Below are 14,907 nucleotides of genomic sequence, written 5' to 3' on the forward strand. Positions count from 1 at the left end.
CAGGAACCCGCCATCGAGTGCGGTTCATTCCACAGTCGAATGACCACTGGCAGCGTGTCGAAGAGACCTGGAATGGCCAGACGTGGGTCCATGTGAGTCAAGAAACCGTCAGCGACCTCAACCAGTGGATGCGGCCCGTTCAAAAACCGAGGTGATTCGGGCGTTGTAAGCCTTCTACAACAGTATCTGCGCTCTGTAGTTAATCAACGCTCGCGTTGAAGTGGTGGTGTGAACCTGTCCTGAGAATCGACCTCAACAGGGCTCACTCAATCTGGAAGCCGCCTTCCTCTTCGGCGGCGCGCACGAGGTCGCCGATACTATCGCTCGCCGTGAGCCCCTGGTTTGCGGCGAACCGCTTGATCACCACCGGCGGCAGGTTGACTGTCGTTTCGGAAGCGGCGAGCAGCAACCCGATCGCCTCCGGCGTCGGCGAGTTCGGCCCCGCATTGGAGGCGAACCACGAGATCAGCGTGTCGAATGTCGCCGTCACGTCGTTCGACACGGTCCGCTGGCGGGTGGTGTCGCCGTTCGCGTGGAGCGTCGCATCGATACCGTAGTCGAAGCCGTCGCCGTCGAAGGAGGTCGCCAGCCACCGGCTCACCGTCTGCCGGTCGACCGCGTTCGCGTCGGACGGAGACCGCTGACCGCCCGAACGCGACCGCGCGCGACCCTGACGCCCGACACCGCTTTCGCCGCTTGCGCGGTCCTGCCTCCCGGGCTGTCCTTGCTCGCCGCCACGCTGCCGTCCCCCCGATCGACCCCGCTCATCGGCCTGTCGCTGGTCGCGGTCCTCGACGCCGGGCCCGGCGGCGCTCGCCCGCGGGTCGTTGCCGGCCGGGCGGCGGTCGTCGGGGTTTGCGGGTTCCACGGCGGTGAACTCGCTCGAGTCGGCGGGAGGAGCGGCGTCGTTCGGCGGCGGCCGGCGGTCGTCCTGCGAGCGCCCGACGTTGGGGCGGCCGTTCGTCCCGACGACGTACCGACCCTCCTCGATCTCAACGACATTCTCGTCATCGGTGAAGTCGAGCTCGTCGGGGTCGGCGGGCGGCGCGTCCGGGTCGGCCGCGGGCGCGTCGTGGTCACTCATGCGTCATGGTATCGCGCGCCGTAAAATAGGTGTTGCGGGCGGATCGGCTCCGCCGAGGCGGTTAACTTGTAATTCGAGAGTCGTTAGAGCCGGACAGCTTCGCCGTTCTTGTTGAAGAGGTCAGGTGCACGGAGTTCGACGCTCGTCGTCGCGCCGGAGGGCGAGACAATATCGAGCGTGGCGGAGTCACTCTCACCGAACGCCTCGGAGTCGTCCGTGTCTCGTAAGGCTCCCACTTCAGGGTTGATCAGGATTGTGTAGTCTTTCCCTTCGTTGAGTACCGCCGAGGACCGGAAGTTGCCGTCCGAACCGACGGCGAACTCGTTCGATCCGAGGTCGGTAACCTTGTTGCTGAGGACTGCCGTCGCCTTGAGATCACTCGTTGGGCTGATTTCTATTCCGCTACCGCTACCAACAGTGAGCGTAGTAACAGTTCCAATGGTGTTACTGCCATCAGTCAGTTCGATATCAATGTCTTCGCTATCGAACTCGCCAGCGGTGGTGCCGCCGGAGGCGTCGATTTCCGTATTACCGCTAGCGGTGCCATCAATCGCAGTGATTGTCACCGAGCCACTAGTGATGTCATCAGCCGTTGCTGTCGTCGTGGTACCCGCACCCCCCGGATCGTAGGTAATCTTCACCTTTTGGGTGTCATCCGAGTCGTCGATTGATTCGATGTTGTCGTAATTAATATCCACAGTAAATTCGGTTGCCCCATTCGAAACAGGACCAACTGTGAGCGCAGTCCTCTCGACTGTTTGGGTAACCGTTTCTTGAAGAACGCTACTGTCGCCGTTGTCGTCATTAACAAGGTCGAAGGTGACTTTGTCGCCTTTGCTGGGGGATGCCGTGATTTTACCATCACCAGAGGAAGCAGCGCCAAACTCGATCGAGCTACTGTCGAGGTTGCCACCTGTCACTTGCGTCGTTTCCTGGATACTGCCGTCACCACCGGCATCGTACTCGACGACCAGCTTCTGGCTAGAGTTACCAGAATCGAACGCAGGAATATTAGTGTAACTAACGCCTACGTTGATAGTACCCGAACCGGAGGAAATTGACGGCACGGATAGTTGCGTCACTTCGCTCCCACCGGACGGGGTGCTCGTGAACACGAGGTTCTGTTGTCCGCCGGGGCCGACTGCTTGGATAGTCGTCTGTGTTAAGTCGATCTGGTCGGCGCCGGGAGCACCGGAGACGCCCAACCGAACTTCGTTTAACACACCGGTAGCCGGGTCACCGACGATTCCGACCTCACTCGTCACGTCAATCCGCTCAGAAACGAGGTCAGTACTCTCTTGGCCCGTTGCTTCTGCCTGGGTCTGGAGGAACCCGGCCGTGTTGATCAAGACACCGGCGGCGATCGCCGCCACCAGCACCATCGCGATGAACACGATGAGGGTCCCGATCCCCACCTGACCGCGCTCCTCGGGGTTGGTAATGAATTCGAACATTGTTATAGCCTCACTGAATCGCTAACGACGGTGCTGGGCACGCGGATTTCACTCGTCGTCGTTGCACCCGACGGCGTCGTGAACGTTACCGTTAACGAGTCGCCTTCTTCGAGAACGTAGGCGCTCTCACCAGCGTTGTTATCAACAAAGTTGCTGCCCGCGTCAAGCCCAATTGTCACTTGCGCGCGGTCACTGCTATCGGTGAAGACAACATTATTTTCTCCTTTGAACATGTCAATTCCGGTCCCATCAGAAGCGGTGCTGAGTGTGAATGACTCCTGTCCACTTTCACCGATGAGTTCGACTGAGGTCTCACTCAGGTCGACATTGGACGCGCCTGGCGACTGAGCGAGCACGAAGTCCAGTTCGACGATCTGTCCGTCTCCTTGATTATCGTCGAACGTTCCGGACTGACTCACGACTTGAAGCCGGTCACTCACCTGCTGTGTACTTTCCTGCCCCGTTGCCTCCGCCTGCGTCTGGAGGAACCCGGCCGTGTTGATCAGGACGCCAGCGGCGATCGCCGCCACCAGCACCATCGCGATGAACACGATGAGGGTCCCGATCCCCACTTGACCGCGCTCTTCCTCGTCCAGTATGGTTTCGAACATTGGTTGTGTTGCGTCGGCCCCCGGCCTGCCCGGCGGGCGTTATCGATAGCGAAGCGGATTTCCTACTTAAGATCACGTTCCCGGTTATCCGAGTTGATAAACACGTCACGTCGTGCGATTTTCGGGTTATTTTGAGTAGTTTAGTTACAGAATATATCAACGACTTCGGCGAGAGAGTATCAGATCTGGATCTGCGGCGCAGCGGCGGTACCGACTGGTCTCTATCACCAATCCGATGTGCGAACGAGCGGCGACCGCGTCGGGCGAGACGTGACAAGCGAGAAGGAGAGAATACCGAGTGTCAACGACGCCGTTCGAAAAAGCGATCCCCCAAAGGCCGTTTCAGCGCTCGTGCTCGGGGGCAGTCGTCTCGGGCGGCTCGCGCCGAGACGCCGAGTCGGTGCGGTCGCGGTCGGCGGAGACCAGTCGGTCGAGGCGGCGCTCGAACTCCGCGTCGGAGATCTCGCCCTCGACGTAGCGGTGTTTGAGGCGCTCGATCGGCGTCGCGGGCGCCTCGCGGTCGGCGTCCGCCGGCGAGATATCGCGCTCGGCGGCGATCCGGTCCGCCAGGTAGCCGCCGAGCGCGCCGCTGCCGACGACGTACGCCGCGCCGAACAGCGTGAGCGCGAGGACGCCGACGGTCGCCGCGGGCGACACCGCGGCGGCGACCCACACCGCAAAGAACGTCAGCGGCAGCGACAACAGCGCGACCAGCGCGCCCGTGGCGGCCCCGATCTTCGGGCCGCGGGGGCGCTCCGCGTCGTCGGTCCAACTCGCCACGCCGGCGCCGACCGCAGGCGCGACCAGCCCGACGACGGGCAGGACGCTCACGAGCACCGTGACCCCGGCGCCGACGCCGGCGCGCGCGGCGAGATCCGAGAGGCGCGCGACCGGCGAGCGACCCCCGCGGGCGTCGGCAGCCGTCATCGTCGACGCCCCGAGCCTCGGGGCGATTCACCGGGTCGGCGCCGCCGCGGAGCCGGTCGCGGGCTCGGGGTCGCGCCGCCGTTTCGACAGCGATCTGTCATCGAGATCGCTACGAACCGAGAACGCAAAAGGGCGTCGGGGGGCGGGGTACGCTTCCGGTTTCGCGGCGTTCGCTTAGGATCGATTCGGCGGCGACGCGGGGGGTTAGGGCTCGGACCCGACTGTCACCGATCGCGCAGACGCGACAGCTCCGACTCGGGGATCACGAACTCGCGCGTTCCCGGCTCGTACACCGCGAGGCTCCCGGCGACGAGCGCCATCGACGCCGCCAGCAGCCCGGTGTTGACGAGGAGGAGGGCCTCGGGGTCGGCGAATTCGGTCCGGAAGGCGGCCGCGGGCGTCGCGACCGCCGCGACGACGACGAGTCCGAAGCCGACCGCCAGGTACGCCATCGCCGTGCGGCCGGACGACCGATACGCCGCGACGGCGAACGCAACCAGCGTCGCGCTCGCGCCGGCCAGCACGGTGGTCGTCATCAGGTACAACCCCTCAATGAGCTCCATACCTCACCTGCTCGAATGCGGATTATAAACCCACGGGAGCGGGTATCAGCGGCGATAACACGGCAAACCGATTCGAGTCGCCGAACCGCCCGTGGTCCCGTACCGCACGCCGGATCGCGAGGGTTGCCGCCCGGGGCACTCACCGGTACCGTTATAAGAGATAAAAATCAATCCCGATAACGTGAATGGTGGGGGACAATCTGATCACCGTACTCGGTAACAAATACAACACGGACATCCTGACGGCGACGGGCGACGCGAAGTCGGCGCAGGATCTCAGCGACCAGCTGGACGTCCCGATCGCGACGTGTTACCGACGGATCAACGAGTTGGAGGAGGCCGATCTACTGGAGTTACACGACCGCCCGCTCTCGGACGAACACCGGCGCGTGAAGGTGTACCGTCGGAGGGTCGACGGGGTCGAGGTCGACTTCCGCGACGGACTCACCGTCGAGGTGGAGGAGCGGTCGGCGGTGAAGAACCGCCTCGACGACGTCTGGCGCGACCTCTCATCGCGAAAGTGATCAGCGTTGGGCGGCGGCGGCGGTCGGAAGACCGTCGATCGTGCCGCGATCGAAAGAGCGTCACCGGGTCGCGATCGACGCAGCCGCGCTGCGAGGGTTAGAACGAGGGCTGGTCGTCGGAGCCGCCCATCATCGAGAACCCGCCGGCGCGCTCATGGACCGTGATCCCACCCTGCCCAATCTCCATCGGGAAGATGTCGGTGTCAATGTCCTGTTTCCGCATCTTCGCCACCCAGACGTAGCGGTTGACCCCGGAGTCGGTCGGCGTCTGGATAAAGTAGATGTTCCCGTCCGTGAGGAAGTTCTCCAAGCTGACCTCCGTGTCGGGGAAGACGGCGCCCTGCTCGTTGATGAGCAGGGAGGTGAGCCCGTTCGCCTTGAGGATGTCCGAGAACTTCAGCAGGTAGGTGCGCTTCTCCTGTTCGGCGTCGAAGAACAACTGGAACATCGACAGCGAGTCGAGAACGAGCCGGTCGAAATCGCCGTCCTCGACCGTGTCGAGCAGGCGGTCGACCGCGGTCGAGAAGTCGGTCTCGCGTAACATCTCCCGCTTGTCGAGGATGACGATGTCGCCGTCGTCGACCATCTCGTCGAACCCCTCGAAGCCGACGGACGCGGCCGCGCCGCGGATGTCGGCCTCGTCCTCCTCGAAGGAGACGTAGACGCCGCGCTCGCCGTGTTCGGAGACGCCGTGATGGAGGTACTGGATGCCGAAGATGCTCTTGCCGGTGCCCGGGTTGCCGGAGACGAGGACCGTCGACCGCTCGGTGATGCCGCCGGTGAGAATGGAGTCGAGCCCCTCGACCCCGGTGGAGACGAGTTCTGACATTCGTCTCCTCTTTGACGGCCAGGGTATATAAAAGACGGTTGAGCACATCGGGCGAGCGAACGGCGACAGTTTTATCTCTCGACACGCCGCCCATTCGTGTATGCCCGGTGAAGCGTGTCCGGTCGCCCTGGGCGGTGATCGGCGGTGAGCGATCCGTCGGTGCTCGTCGTGGAGGACGAGCCAGACATCGCGGCGCTGTACGCCGGCTTCTTAGAGGAGCAGTACGCCGTCGACGTGGCGGAGACCGCCGCCGAGGCGATCGACCGCGTCGACGCCGCCGTCGACGTGGTGCTCCTCGACCGCCGCCTCCCCGACGGGAGCGGCGACGACGTCTTGGGACACATCCGCGAGGAGGGGTACGACTGTCGCGTGGCGATGGTCACCGCGGTCGAACCCGACTTCGACATCATCGACATGGGGTTCGACCTCTACCTCACCAAGCCGGTGAGCCGCTCGAAGCTGCTCGCAGCCATCGACACGCTACTGACGCGCAGCGAGTACGACGACCTCGTCCAGGAGGCCGCCGCGCTCGCCAGCAAACGCGCGGTTCTCAGCTCACAGAAACCGGCCGCACAGCGCGAGGAGAACGAGGCGTACGCCGAACTGGTCGACCGGTTGGAGGACTTAGACGCCGACATCGACGACCTCGGCGAGTCGCTGTCGACCGACGACTACCGCGCGATGTTCCGCGACCTCGGCGAGGCCTAACGCGACGCCGCTCCCTCGCTGCGATCGCTCGCGGCGCTCGTTCCGATCGCTTTTCTCGCCGTCACGGCTGTGCGTACTCCGGCGACGCCGACGGTACTGTAGCGGTTTCGGCCGAGGCCGCAGTTCAAGTTACTGCGGCCCTAACCCTGACCGTGACCAACGTTACCGAGCGACGGGAAACGCTTCTCGCCGCGGCGGCCGGCGCGGCCGCGATCGCCGGCTCGTACCTCGTCGCGGGGTGGACGCCGTCGTTCGTCGTCAGGCCGATCGACCAAACCGTCGTCAACCTGACTCCTGGACCGATCGTGACGGCGACGATCGAAACGCTCGGCGAGGCGGGCCACCTGATCCACATCGCGCTGGCGCTCGCGATCGCCGTCGGACTGTTCGGGACGGTCGCGTTCGCGGGCCTTCGGCTCGCCGTGCGCACCGATCGGCGAGCAGTCGGCGCCGCGATCGCGGGTGGGGGATCCTGGCTGCTTGCCGCCGGCTTGACGGGCGTCTCGACGGGTGCGCTGGGCGCGGCACTCCCCGCGGCGGTCGTCGTCGGGATCGGGTGGTTGCCGTCGTCCGCGACCCCGTCCGGAGGTGACACCGGCACAGTGAGGGGCTCGCCGGCGGTCGTCGACGCGGTGCGCCGCCGGACGCTCGGGGTCGTCGCCGGCGCGCTCGGGTTCGTCGCCGCGACCGTCGTCGGCCGGCGGGCGATCGCGTCGGCCGACGATCCCCTCCCCAACGCCCCGCGGTCGGAGGGCACAGCCGCGCGGCTCCGAGAACTCGACTCGGCGTCGCTGACGGTCGAAAGCGACGGGCTCCAGGAGATGGTGACGCCGATCGGCGAGTTCTACAACGTTGACATCGCGGAGTTCGACCCGGAGGTCACCGCCGAGGAGTGGTCGCTGACGTTCACCGGCGAGACCGGCTCCGGGCAGACGGTCGACTTCGACGAGCTGATCGAGCGCCCCGCCGAGAACCGCGCGGTGACGCTGCGGTGCGTCGGGGAGGACCTGAACGGGCGCCGAATCGGCACCGCCGTCTGGACGGGGACGCCGATCCGGCCGCTGCTCGAATCCGTGGACCCCCAGGGCGACTGTAACTGCGCCATGCTGCGCGGCGAGGACGGGTACTACGTTCAGTTCCCAGTGGACATACTCGCCGAGGGGTTCCTCGCGTGGGGGATGAACGGCAAGGAGCTCCCGACGAACCACGGCCACCCGGTCCGGACGCTGATCCCGGGCCACTGGGGCGAAACGAACGTGAAATGGCTCTCGGAAATCGAACTGCTGAACGTCGAGGACGACGGCTACTGGGAAGAGCGCGGCTGGGAGGGGACCGGCGAGGTGACCACCGTGGCCAAGCTCTGGGACGAGGGGATCACGGAACTCGGCGACGGCCGGATCGAACTGGCCGGCCACGCCTACGCCGGGACGCCCGGCGTCAAGCGCGTCGAGGTGTCGACCGACGGTGGCGACTCGTGGACCGACGCCGAGCTCTCCGACGCGCTGCCCGACGCGGACGTCTGGCGGCAGTGGCGCCACGCCTTCGAGCCCGCCGGGGAACACGAGGTCGTCGTCCGCGCGGTCGACGGCGAGGGGACGCGCCAGACCAGCGAGGCGTCCGGCCCGGTCCCGAGCGGCGCGTCGGGCTGGGTCCGCCGGACGGTCGGCGAGTGAACGGTCGGCGAGTGGGCGGGCGGGGAGCCGACGGCGTTCACGAGAGCTGTTCACCGACGATCCGGTCCGCCTCGGCGAGGAACGCGTCGCGCTCGCCGATCGGGATGGTCGCGCCCGCGGCCACGTCGTGGCCGCCGCCGTCGCCGCCGACCGATCGGCTCGCCTCGCGCATCACCGTCGAGAGGTCGAGCCCCCGCCGGACGAGCGCGTGCGAGCCGCGCGAGGAGACCTTCAGTTCCTCGGCGCTCTCCTCGGCGAAGGCGATCACCGGCTTCGACCGGTCGACCGCGGGGGAGCCGACCGCCATCCCGGCGACGATACCGACGATCGTCTCGCGGATGCGGGAGCCGGCGTCGAACCACTGGAGGTGGTCCTCGTGGGTGACGCCCTCGGTTTTGACCCACTGGAGGCCCTCAGAGAGGTTCCGCCGGTGCGTGCGCAGCAGCCGGCGCGCCTCCGCGAGCGCGTCGCCGCGGTCGCCGAGACACACCGCGAGGCCGACGTCGCCGCGCTCGTAGCGGGCGGTCGCGTTGAGCAGCGTCGAGAACTCACTGACATCTCGCAGCTCCGTTCCGGGCTCCTCGTCGACCAGCGTGTAGGAGGTCCCGACGAGCGCCTCGATCCGCTCGGACGGGACGCCCGAGACGACCGCGCGGCGCATCAGCGCGGAGGCGAGCCGCTGGCGCTCTTCCGCGTCGAGGTCTACCCAGCGGCGCCACTCCCCGTCGCGTTTCACGTCGACGTCGAGGTCGGTGAGGAAGGAGATGGCCCCCGCCTCGTCGTTCGAGATCCCCGGGATGTCCACGTCGGAGGCGTACTCCAGCAGCTTCGGGAGCGGGCGGGTCTGTCTGCCGTACAGGTCGAGGTCGGTCTGCGCGTTGAGGACGCCGGCGTCGACGCCGTCAGCGACGATCGACTCGTTGGCGCCGACGAGCCCGTCCGCCGAGTCCTGCATGTCGCCGACCGCGCCGACGACGGCGAGCCCGGCGAGGTCGCGGTTGTCGCCGTCGGGCCCCTCCAGCGCGCGGGCGAGAAGGTAGCTCGCGCCGGCACCCGACAGCTCGCTCGCGCCGTCGATCCCCTCCAAGAGGGGGTTGAGGTGGTACCGCGTGTCGCGGTCGGCGGGCTGGTGGTGGTCAGCGATGACGGGGACGAAGTCGCCGCGGTCCTCGTGGTCGGCGATGGCGTCGAGCTGGCCGGAGCCGAAGTCGGTGAACAGCACCACGTCGAACTCGCGGGCGGCGATCCCGGCGATCGAGTCGGCGTCGAGCTGCTTCTCGAAGACGACCTCGTGGTCGATCCCCGCCCGGGCGAGCCCGGTGGACGCGACCGCGGCGCTCGTGATCCCGTCGGCGTCGATGTGGGACGCGAGCAGCACCCTGTCGGCCTCGCGCAGGCGGTCGGCGCAGTCGGTCGCGCGGTCGGCGAGGTCGGGAACGGGGGCGGCGACTGCCATTACCTCTTGTTGGCTCGCGACCGTGGATAAACTCACGCTTCGTCGCGGCGGTCGACGACGCGCTCAACCCGCGCGTCCCGGCTCGAACGGCCGATCTCGACGGCGTATTCGCCGGGGTCGACCCGCCACCCTGACTCCCCGTACCGCGCGAACGCGCGCTCGTCGAGCACGATTTCGACGGTACGTACCTCACCCGCCGGGACAGCGACGCTCGCGAACCCCGCGAGCTCCCGGACCGGGCGGTCGACCCCGTCCACGGCCGGCGGGCGAACGTACGCCTGGACGACCTCGCGGCCGTCGCGGTCGGAGACGTTCGCGACGGTGACGGTCGCCCGACGCTCGGCGTCGGCCGCCGGCGCCGCCTCGACGCTCGCGTCGCGGTACTCGAAGGTCGCGTACGAATGGCCGTGGCCGAACGGGTAGGTCGGTTCGGCGTCGCCTGCGCCCGCGGCGCGGTCGTCGTCCGCGTCGAACCAGCGGTAGCCGACGAACACCCCCTCGTCATGGCTCACTTCGCCATCGACGCCGGGGAAGCGGCGCTCGTCGACCGCGGTCGGGTATGCCCCCTCAGGGGCGAACGTCACCGGTAACCGTCCGCCGGGGTCGGCGTCGCCGTAGCAGACGCTCGCGACGGCGTCGCCGTGCGCCTGTCCCGGGTACCAGTTCACCAGGACCGCGTCGACGGCGTCGCGCCAGGGCAGCTCGACCGGACCGCTGGCGTTGACGACGACGACGGTCCGGGTCGCGGCGGCCGCGGTCCGCTCGACGAGTTCGTCCTGTCGACCGGGGAGCCGGAGCGATTCGCGGTCCATCGCCTCGGTGGCGGCGTCGCGCACGAAGACCACCGCGGCGTCGGCGTCGCCCGCGGCGTCGACCGCGCCGTCGACGTCGGGATCGCGCGCGTCCCCGTCGGTCCCGTCGTCGCCCGCGAGGAGGTCGAACATCGAGACGCCCTCGACTCGCGGGAGCCCGTAGCGAACGGTCACGTCGCCCGCGGCGCGGGACTCGAACCCCTCGACCGGCGCCGTGGAGACGACCGGCGTCGTCTCCGAGGAGCCGCCGCCGCCGAGGACCGCCTCGTCGACGTTCGGGCCGATCACGGCGACATCGGCATCGTCGTCGAGAGGGAGCGCCCCGCCGTCGTTCTTCAGCAGGACGGTCCCTCGCGCGGCGACCTCGCGGGCGTGCTCGCGGTGGGCCGGCGTGTCGACGGCGCCGTCGGCGCGCTCGTCTACGTCACGTAAGAGCCCGACGCCGTCCATTGCGCGGAGGACCCGGACGACCATGTCGTTGAGGCGTGACTCGGGGACGTCGCCGTCTCGCACCGCGTTGGCGAGCGTCTCGGCGAACCCCTCGCAGGTCCGCGGATCGGGCATGCCGCGAGCGATCGATTCGGGGAGGTCGTCGAAGCCGCCGCCGTCGGACTCGTCGCCCTTATCTTCCGTCCCGTCGTGGAGCGCCTCGGGCGAGGTGCCCGGCATCTCCACGTCGAGGCCCGCGTTGGCCGTGGCCGCCGCGCCCTCCGTTCCGTACCAATCGGAGACAATGAACCCGTCGAACCCCCACTTGCCTTTCAGCACCCCGGTTACGAGCTCGCGGTGGTCACTCATCCGGACGCCGTCGACGCCGTTGTAGGCGGTCATCACCGATCCCGCGCCCGCCTCGACGGCGTCGCGGAACGAGGGGAGATAACACTCCCGGAGCGCGCGCTCGCCGATCTCGGCACTGACCGACGCGCGATGCGTCTCCTGACTGTTCGCGACGTAGTGTTTGGGGGTGGCAATGACGTCCGCCGACTGGATCCCCGCGACCACCCGCGCGCCCATCGTCGCGGAGAGGACCGGGTCCTCGGAGAGGTACTCGAAGTTCCGGCCGTTGTGCGGGACGCGGATCAGGTTGACGCCGGGCGCGAGCAGGGCGTCCTGTCCCGCGCCGCGCGTCTCCCGGCCGAGCGCCGCGCCGTGCTCGCGCGCGAGAGCCGAGTCAAAGGTCGCGGCGAGCGCCACCGGCGCGGGGAACGCGGTCGCCGACTCGCCGGGGACCCGGACACCGAGCGGCCCGTCGACCAGCCGGAGCGGGGGGATGTTGAGGCGCTCGACGCCCGGGACGTAGCCCGTCGCCCGACCCTCAGGGTCGACGGCCCCGTGGACGAGTCGGACCTTCTCCGTCAGCGTGAGGTCGGCGACGAGGTCGGCAGGTGTGGGTGTTTCAGTCATACCCGAATCCTCGTGAGACTGCCGGAAACCGTTTCGGGGGGCGTTCTCCAAGCGGCGTCGCAGTAGCGACGGGTTCGGTCTCGAGCCGCGGCGCGCCGTTCGGTGTCCGCCGCGGGACAGGCCGAGGCATCACTTGCCGTAACTGACGGTTATAGCAGTGTCCAGAGATATACACTACGTACATGACACGTGGGTTTTCCACCCGGAGTCTCCACGCCGGCGCCGAGCCCGACGCGGCGACCGGCGCCCGCGCCACGCCGATCCACCAGACGACCTCGTACGTTTTCGACGACGCGGACACGGCGGCGGAGCTGTACGCGCTCCGGGCGGAGGGCCACGTCTACTCCCGGCTCTCAAACCCGACGGTGAACGTCTTAGAAGAGCGGCTCGCCGACCTCGCCGGCGGGTCGGACGCGGTCGCGACGGGCTCGGGGATGGCCGCGTTCGACGCGATAACCACCGTCCTCGCGAGCGCGGGCGACAACGTCGTCGCCAGCTCCGAGATGTACGGCGGGACGGCCGCGTACCTCACCAGCGTCGCGGACCGCCGCGGGATCGAGACGCGGCTCGTGGAGACCCTCGACTACGACGCGTACGCCGACGCAATCGACAACGACACCGCGTTCGTCCACGTCGAGACGCTCGCGAACCCCTCGCTCGTCACGCCCGACTTCGAGCGGCTCGCCGAGATCGCCCACGAGAACGCGGTGCCGCTCGTCGTCGACAACACGTTCGCGACGCCGTACTGCTGTCGGCCGTTCGAGCACGGCGCCGACATCGTCTGGGAGTCGACGACGAAGTGGATCACGGGCAACGGCACCACCGTCGGCGGCGTCGTGATCGACGGCGGGCAGTTCCCGTGGGACCACCCCGACGCCGACTACGCCGAGCTCGACGGCGAATCGCCCGCGTACCCGATCGACTTCGTCGAGCAGTTCGGCGACGCCGCGTTCGCGAACGTCGCCCGCCAGCGCGGCGTGCGGCCGACCGGCGGCCAGCAGTCGCCCTTCGACGCGTGGCAGACGATCCAGGGGCTGAACACGCTCCCCTTGCGAATGGATCGCCACTGCGAGAACGCGCGGCGGGTGGCCGAGTTCCTCCGCGGCGACGACCGCGTCGACTGGGTGACGTACCCCGGCTTCGAGGACCACGAGAGCCACGGCAACGCCGCGGAGTACCTCGACGGCTTCGGTGGGATGGTCACCTTCGGCGTCGACGGCGGATACGAGGCCGCAAAGACCTTCTGCGAGTCGGTCGACCTGACGAGTTTCCTCGCGAACATCGGTGACGCGAAGACGCTCGTCATCCACCCCGCCTCGACCACCCACGCGCAGATGGACGAGGACGAGCAGCGGCTCGCGGGCGTCTACCCCGAGATGCTCCGGCTCTCGGTGGGGATCGAGGACCCCGACGACGTGATCGCCGACCTCGACGCGGGACTGGCCGCGGGCGAGCACGTCGCGGCGGGCCGGACCGAGGAGGAGCGGGCCGCGGACGAGGGGGCGGACCGATGAGCGCCGTCCCGACCGACCACGGCGTCGCCTCGCTCGGCGAGTTCACCTTCGAGTGCGGGCAGTCGGTCCCCGACTTCGAGGTCGCCTACGAGACGCACGGCGAGTTCGACGGCGACAACGTCGTGCTCGTCTGCCACGCGCTCACCGGGAGCCAGAACGTCGCGCGCTCCCCCGAGCCGGAGCGGGACGCGGAGACCACCGGGGCCGGGCAGGCCGGGCAGGCCCGGGCGTGGTGGGACGACGTCGTCGGCCCGGGGAAGGCGATCGACACGACCGAGTACTACGTCGTCTGCGCGAACGTTCCGGGCTCCTGTTACGGGACGACCGGCCCCGCCAGCGAGCGACCCGCGGACCTCGACCTCCGCGAGGAGCCCGACCACGGCCGGTGGGGGACCGCGTTCCCGCCGGTCCAAGTTGAGGACTGGGCGCGCGCGCAGCGCCGGCTGCTCGACCACCTCGGCGTGGGGCGGCTTCGGGCGGTCGTCGGCGGCAGCGTCGGCGGGATGAACGCCTTGGAGTGGGCGAAGCGGTACCCGGACGACGTCGACCGCGTGGTCGCGATCGCGACGGCCGGACGCCTCGACGCGCAGTGTCTCGCGCTCGACGCGGTGGCGCGCCGGGCGATCCGCGCGGACGCGGACTGGAACGGGGGCGACTACTACGGCGACGACCGGCCGGCCCCGACCGAGGGACTCGCGATCGCCCGCCAGATCGGCCACATCATGTACCTCTCGAAGGCGTCGATGGAGCGGAAGTTCGGGCGCCGGTCGGCCGGCCGCGACTCCCTGACGCGCGAGGACGGGGACCTCGGGCTGCCGCCGGAGCCGACAGCCGGGTTCTTCCCGTACCGCGAGGTCGAGTCGTACCTCGACTACCAGGCGGAGGGGTTCGGCGACCGCTTCGACGCGAACAGCTACCTCTATCTGACGCGCGCGATGGACGAGTACGACCTCGCCGCCGGCCACGGGACCGACGCCGACGCCCTCGCCGCGTTCGAGGGCGAGACGCTGCTGATGAGCTTCACCGCCGACTGGCACTTCACCGTCGAGCAGTCGGCGTCGTTGGGCGACGCGTTCCGCGAGGCCGGGGTGCCGGTCGCCCACCACGTGGTCGACTCCGACCACGGCCACGACGCGTTCCTCGTCGAGCCGGAACACGTCGGCCCGCCGGTCCGAGACTTCCTCGCCGACGGCGTCGACGGCCGCGCCGTCTCCGACGAGGACGGCGACGACGGCGACGACCCGCGGCCAGACTCTAACCACGCGCCGGTCCACGCGAGCCTGTTTCGGGGGTGAAGAGTCACGATCAATCATGATAACGTTCATAGTTCCAGACCGCGTGAGGTGAG

The 14,907-nt window shown here is 68.2% G+C and carries 12 protein-coding genes and 1 pseudogene; 5 read left to right on the top strand and 8 right to left on the bottom strand.

The features are described 5' to 3' along the window. Positions 1–262: 262 nt before the first annotated feature. From EXE52_RS06460 to EXE52_RS06480, 5 genes and pseudogenes are all read right to left on the bottom strand, one after another. The gene (locus tag EXE52_RS06460) at positions 263–1,084 is read right to left on the bottom strand and encodes a hypothetical protein (protein WP_137703566.1); all 822 of its coding nucleotides are present in this window, start codon (positions 1,082–1,084) and stop codon (positions 263–265) included. Between the two features lie 779 nt (positions 1,085–1,863). Further along, positions 1,864–2,538, bottom strand: a pseudogene (locus EXE52_RS19000) (archaellin/type IV pilin N-terminal domain-containing protein); the annotation flags it as partial. A gap of 2 nt (positions 2,539–2,540) precedes the next feature. Beyond that, positions 2,541–3,149 carry an archaellin/type IV pilin N-terminal domain-containing protein gene (locus tag EXE52_RS06470; protein WP_089308423.1) on the bottom strand — a complete coding sequence of 203 codons (609 nt, stop codon included), beginning with the start codon at positions 3,147–3,149 and terminating at the stop codon, positions 2,541–2,543. Between the two features lie 342 nt (positions 3,150–3,491). Further along, on the bottom strand, positions 3,492–4,076 hold the full coding sequence (locus tag EXE52_RS06475; protein ID WP_089308424.1) for an SHOCT domain-containing protein: 585 nt from the start codon (positions 4,074–4,076) through the stop codon (positions 3,492–3,494). 224 nt (positions 4,077–4,300) lie between these two features. Then, positions 4,301–4,639 (bottom strand): hypothetical protein, encoded by a 339-nt coding sequence (locus EXE52_RS06480; RefSeq protein WP_049932656.1) that lies wholly within the window; start codon positions 4,637–4,639, stop codon positions 4,301–4,303. 185 nt (positions 4,640–4,824) lie between these two features. On the opposite strand from EXE52_RS06480, the gene EXE52_RS06485 reads away from it, so the two are divergent. Then, positions 4,825–5,163 carry a helix-turn-helix domain-containing protein gene (locus EXE52_RS06485; RefSeq protein WP_049932657.1) on the top strand — a complete coding sequence of 113 codons (339 nt, stop codon included), beginning with the start codon at positions 4,825–4,827 and terminating at the stop codon, positions 5,161–5,163. A gap of 97 nt (positions 5,164–5,260) precedes the next feature. Here the strand turns inward: EXE52_RS06485 and EXE52_RS06490 are convergent, their stop codons facing one another. Next, a complete protein-coding gene (locus EXE52_RS06490; RefSeq protein ID WP_094579684.1) occupies positions 5,261–5,992 on the bottom strand; it encodes an ATPase domain-containing protein in 732 nt (243 codons plus the stop codon). A gap of 144 nt (positions 5,993–6,136) precedes the next feature. On the opposite strand from EXE52_RS06490, the gene EXE52_RS06495 reads away from it, so the two are divergent. Beyond that, on the top strand, positions 6,137–6,700 hold the full coding sequence (locus tag EXE52_RS06495; RefSeq protein WP_089308426.1) for a HalX domain-containing protein: 564 nt from the start codon (positions 6,137–6,139) through the stop codon (positions 6,698–6,700). 152 nt (positions 6,701–6,852) lie between these two features. Next, a complete protein-coding gene (locus tag EXE52_RS06500) occupies positions 6,853–8,373 on the top strand; it encodes a molybdopterin-dependent oxidoreductase (protein ID WP_089308427.1) in 1,521 nt (506 codons plus the stop codon). Between the two features lie 37 nt (positions 8,374–8,410). On the opposite strand, the gene EXE52_RS06505 is transcribed toward EXE52_RS06500, so the two are convergent. Then, the gene (locus tag EXE52_RS06505) at positions 8,411–9,829 is read right to left on the bottom strand and encodes a DHH family phosphoesterase (protein WP_089308428.1); all 1,419 of its coding nucleotides are present in this window, start codon (positions 9,827–9,829) and stop codon (positions 8,411–8,413) included. Positions 9,830–9,861: 32 nt separating this feature from the next. Further along, positions 9,862–12,045: a glycoside hydrolase family 3 C-terminal domain-containing protein gene (locus EXE52_RS06510; RefSeq protein ID WP_089308429.1), complete on the bottom strand. Its 2,184-nt coding sequence runs from the start codon at positions 12,043–12,045 to the stop codon at positions 9,862–9,864. 182 nt (positions 12,046–12,227) lie between these two features. Here EXE52_RS06510 and EXE52_RS06515 point away from each other — a divergent pair, with 182 nt between their 5' ends. Together EXE52_RS06515 and metX are read left to right on the top strand one after the other, a co-directional pair. Beyond that, on the top strand, positions 12,228–13,559 hold the full coding sequence (locus tag EXE52_RS06515) for an O-acetylhomoserine aminocarboxypropyltransferase/cysteine synthase family protein (protein WP_089308430.1): 1,332 nt from the start codon (positions 12,228–12,230) through the stop codon (positions 13,557–13,559). Further along, the gene (gene metX, locus EXE52_RS06520) at positions 13,556–14,854 is read left to right on the top strand and encodes a homoserine O-acetyltransferase (protein ID WP_089308431.1); all 1,299 of its coding nucleotides are present in this window, start codon (positions 13,556–13,558) and stop codon (positions 14,852–14,854) included. Before EXE52_RS06515 ends, metX begins: the two co-directional genes overlap by 4 nt. The last annotated feature ends 53 nt before the right edge of the window (positions 14,855–14,907 follow it).

This window comes from Halorubrum sp. CGM4_25_10-8A (genome assembly GCF_005435025.1).
GTDB lineage: Archaea > Halobacteriota > Halobacteria > Halobacteriales > Haloferacaceae > Halorubrum > Halorubrum ezzemoulense.

Bases quoted from the DNA above. Each gene is read 5' to 3' on its own strand.
- EXE52_RS06505 (WP_089308428.1), bottom strand. From the start codon at position 9,829: ATGGCAGTCGCCGCCCCCGTTCCCGACCTCGCCGACCGCGCGACCGAC.
- metX (WP_089308431.1), top strand. From the start codon at position 13,556: ATGAGCGCCGTCCCGACCGACCACGGCGTCGCCTCGCTCGGCGAGTTC.
- EXE52_RS06485 (WP_049932657.1), top strand. From the start codon at position 4,825: ATGGTGGGGGACAATCTGATCACCGTACTCGGTAACAAATACAACACG.
- EXE52_RS06470 (WP_089308423.1), bottom strand. From the start codon at position 3,149: ATGTTCGAAACCATACTGGACGAGGAAGAGCGCGGTCAAGTGGGGATC.
- EXE52_RS06475 (WP_089308424.1), bottom strand. From the start codon at position 4,076: ATGACGGCTGCCGACGCCCGCGGGGGTCGCTCGCCGGTCGCGCGCCTC.
- EXE52_RS06480 (WP_049932656.1), bottom strand. From the start codon at position 4,639: ATGGAGCTCATTGAGGGGTTGTACCTGATGACGACCACCGTGCTGGCC.
- EXE52_RS06490 (WP_094579684.1), bottom strand. From the start codon at position 5,992: ATGTCAGAACTCGTCTCCACCGGGGTCGAGGGGCTCGACTCCATTCTC.
- EXE52_RS06510 (WP_089308429.1), bottom strand. From the start codon at position 12,045: ATGACTGAAACACCCACACCTGCCGACCTCGTCGCCGACCTCACGCTG.
- EXE52_RS06460 (WP_137703566.1), bottom strand. From the start codon at position 1,084: ATGAGTGACCACGACGCGCCCGCGGCCGACCCGGACGCGCCGCCCGCC.
- EXE52_RS06515 (WP_089308430.1), top strand. From the start codon at position 12,228: ATGACACGTGGGTTTTCCACCCGGAGTCTCCACGCCGGCGCCGAGCCC.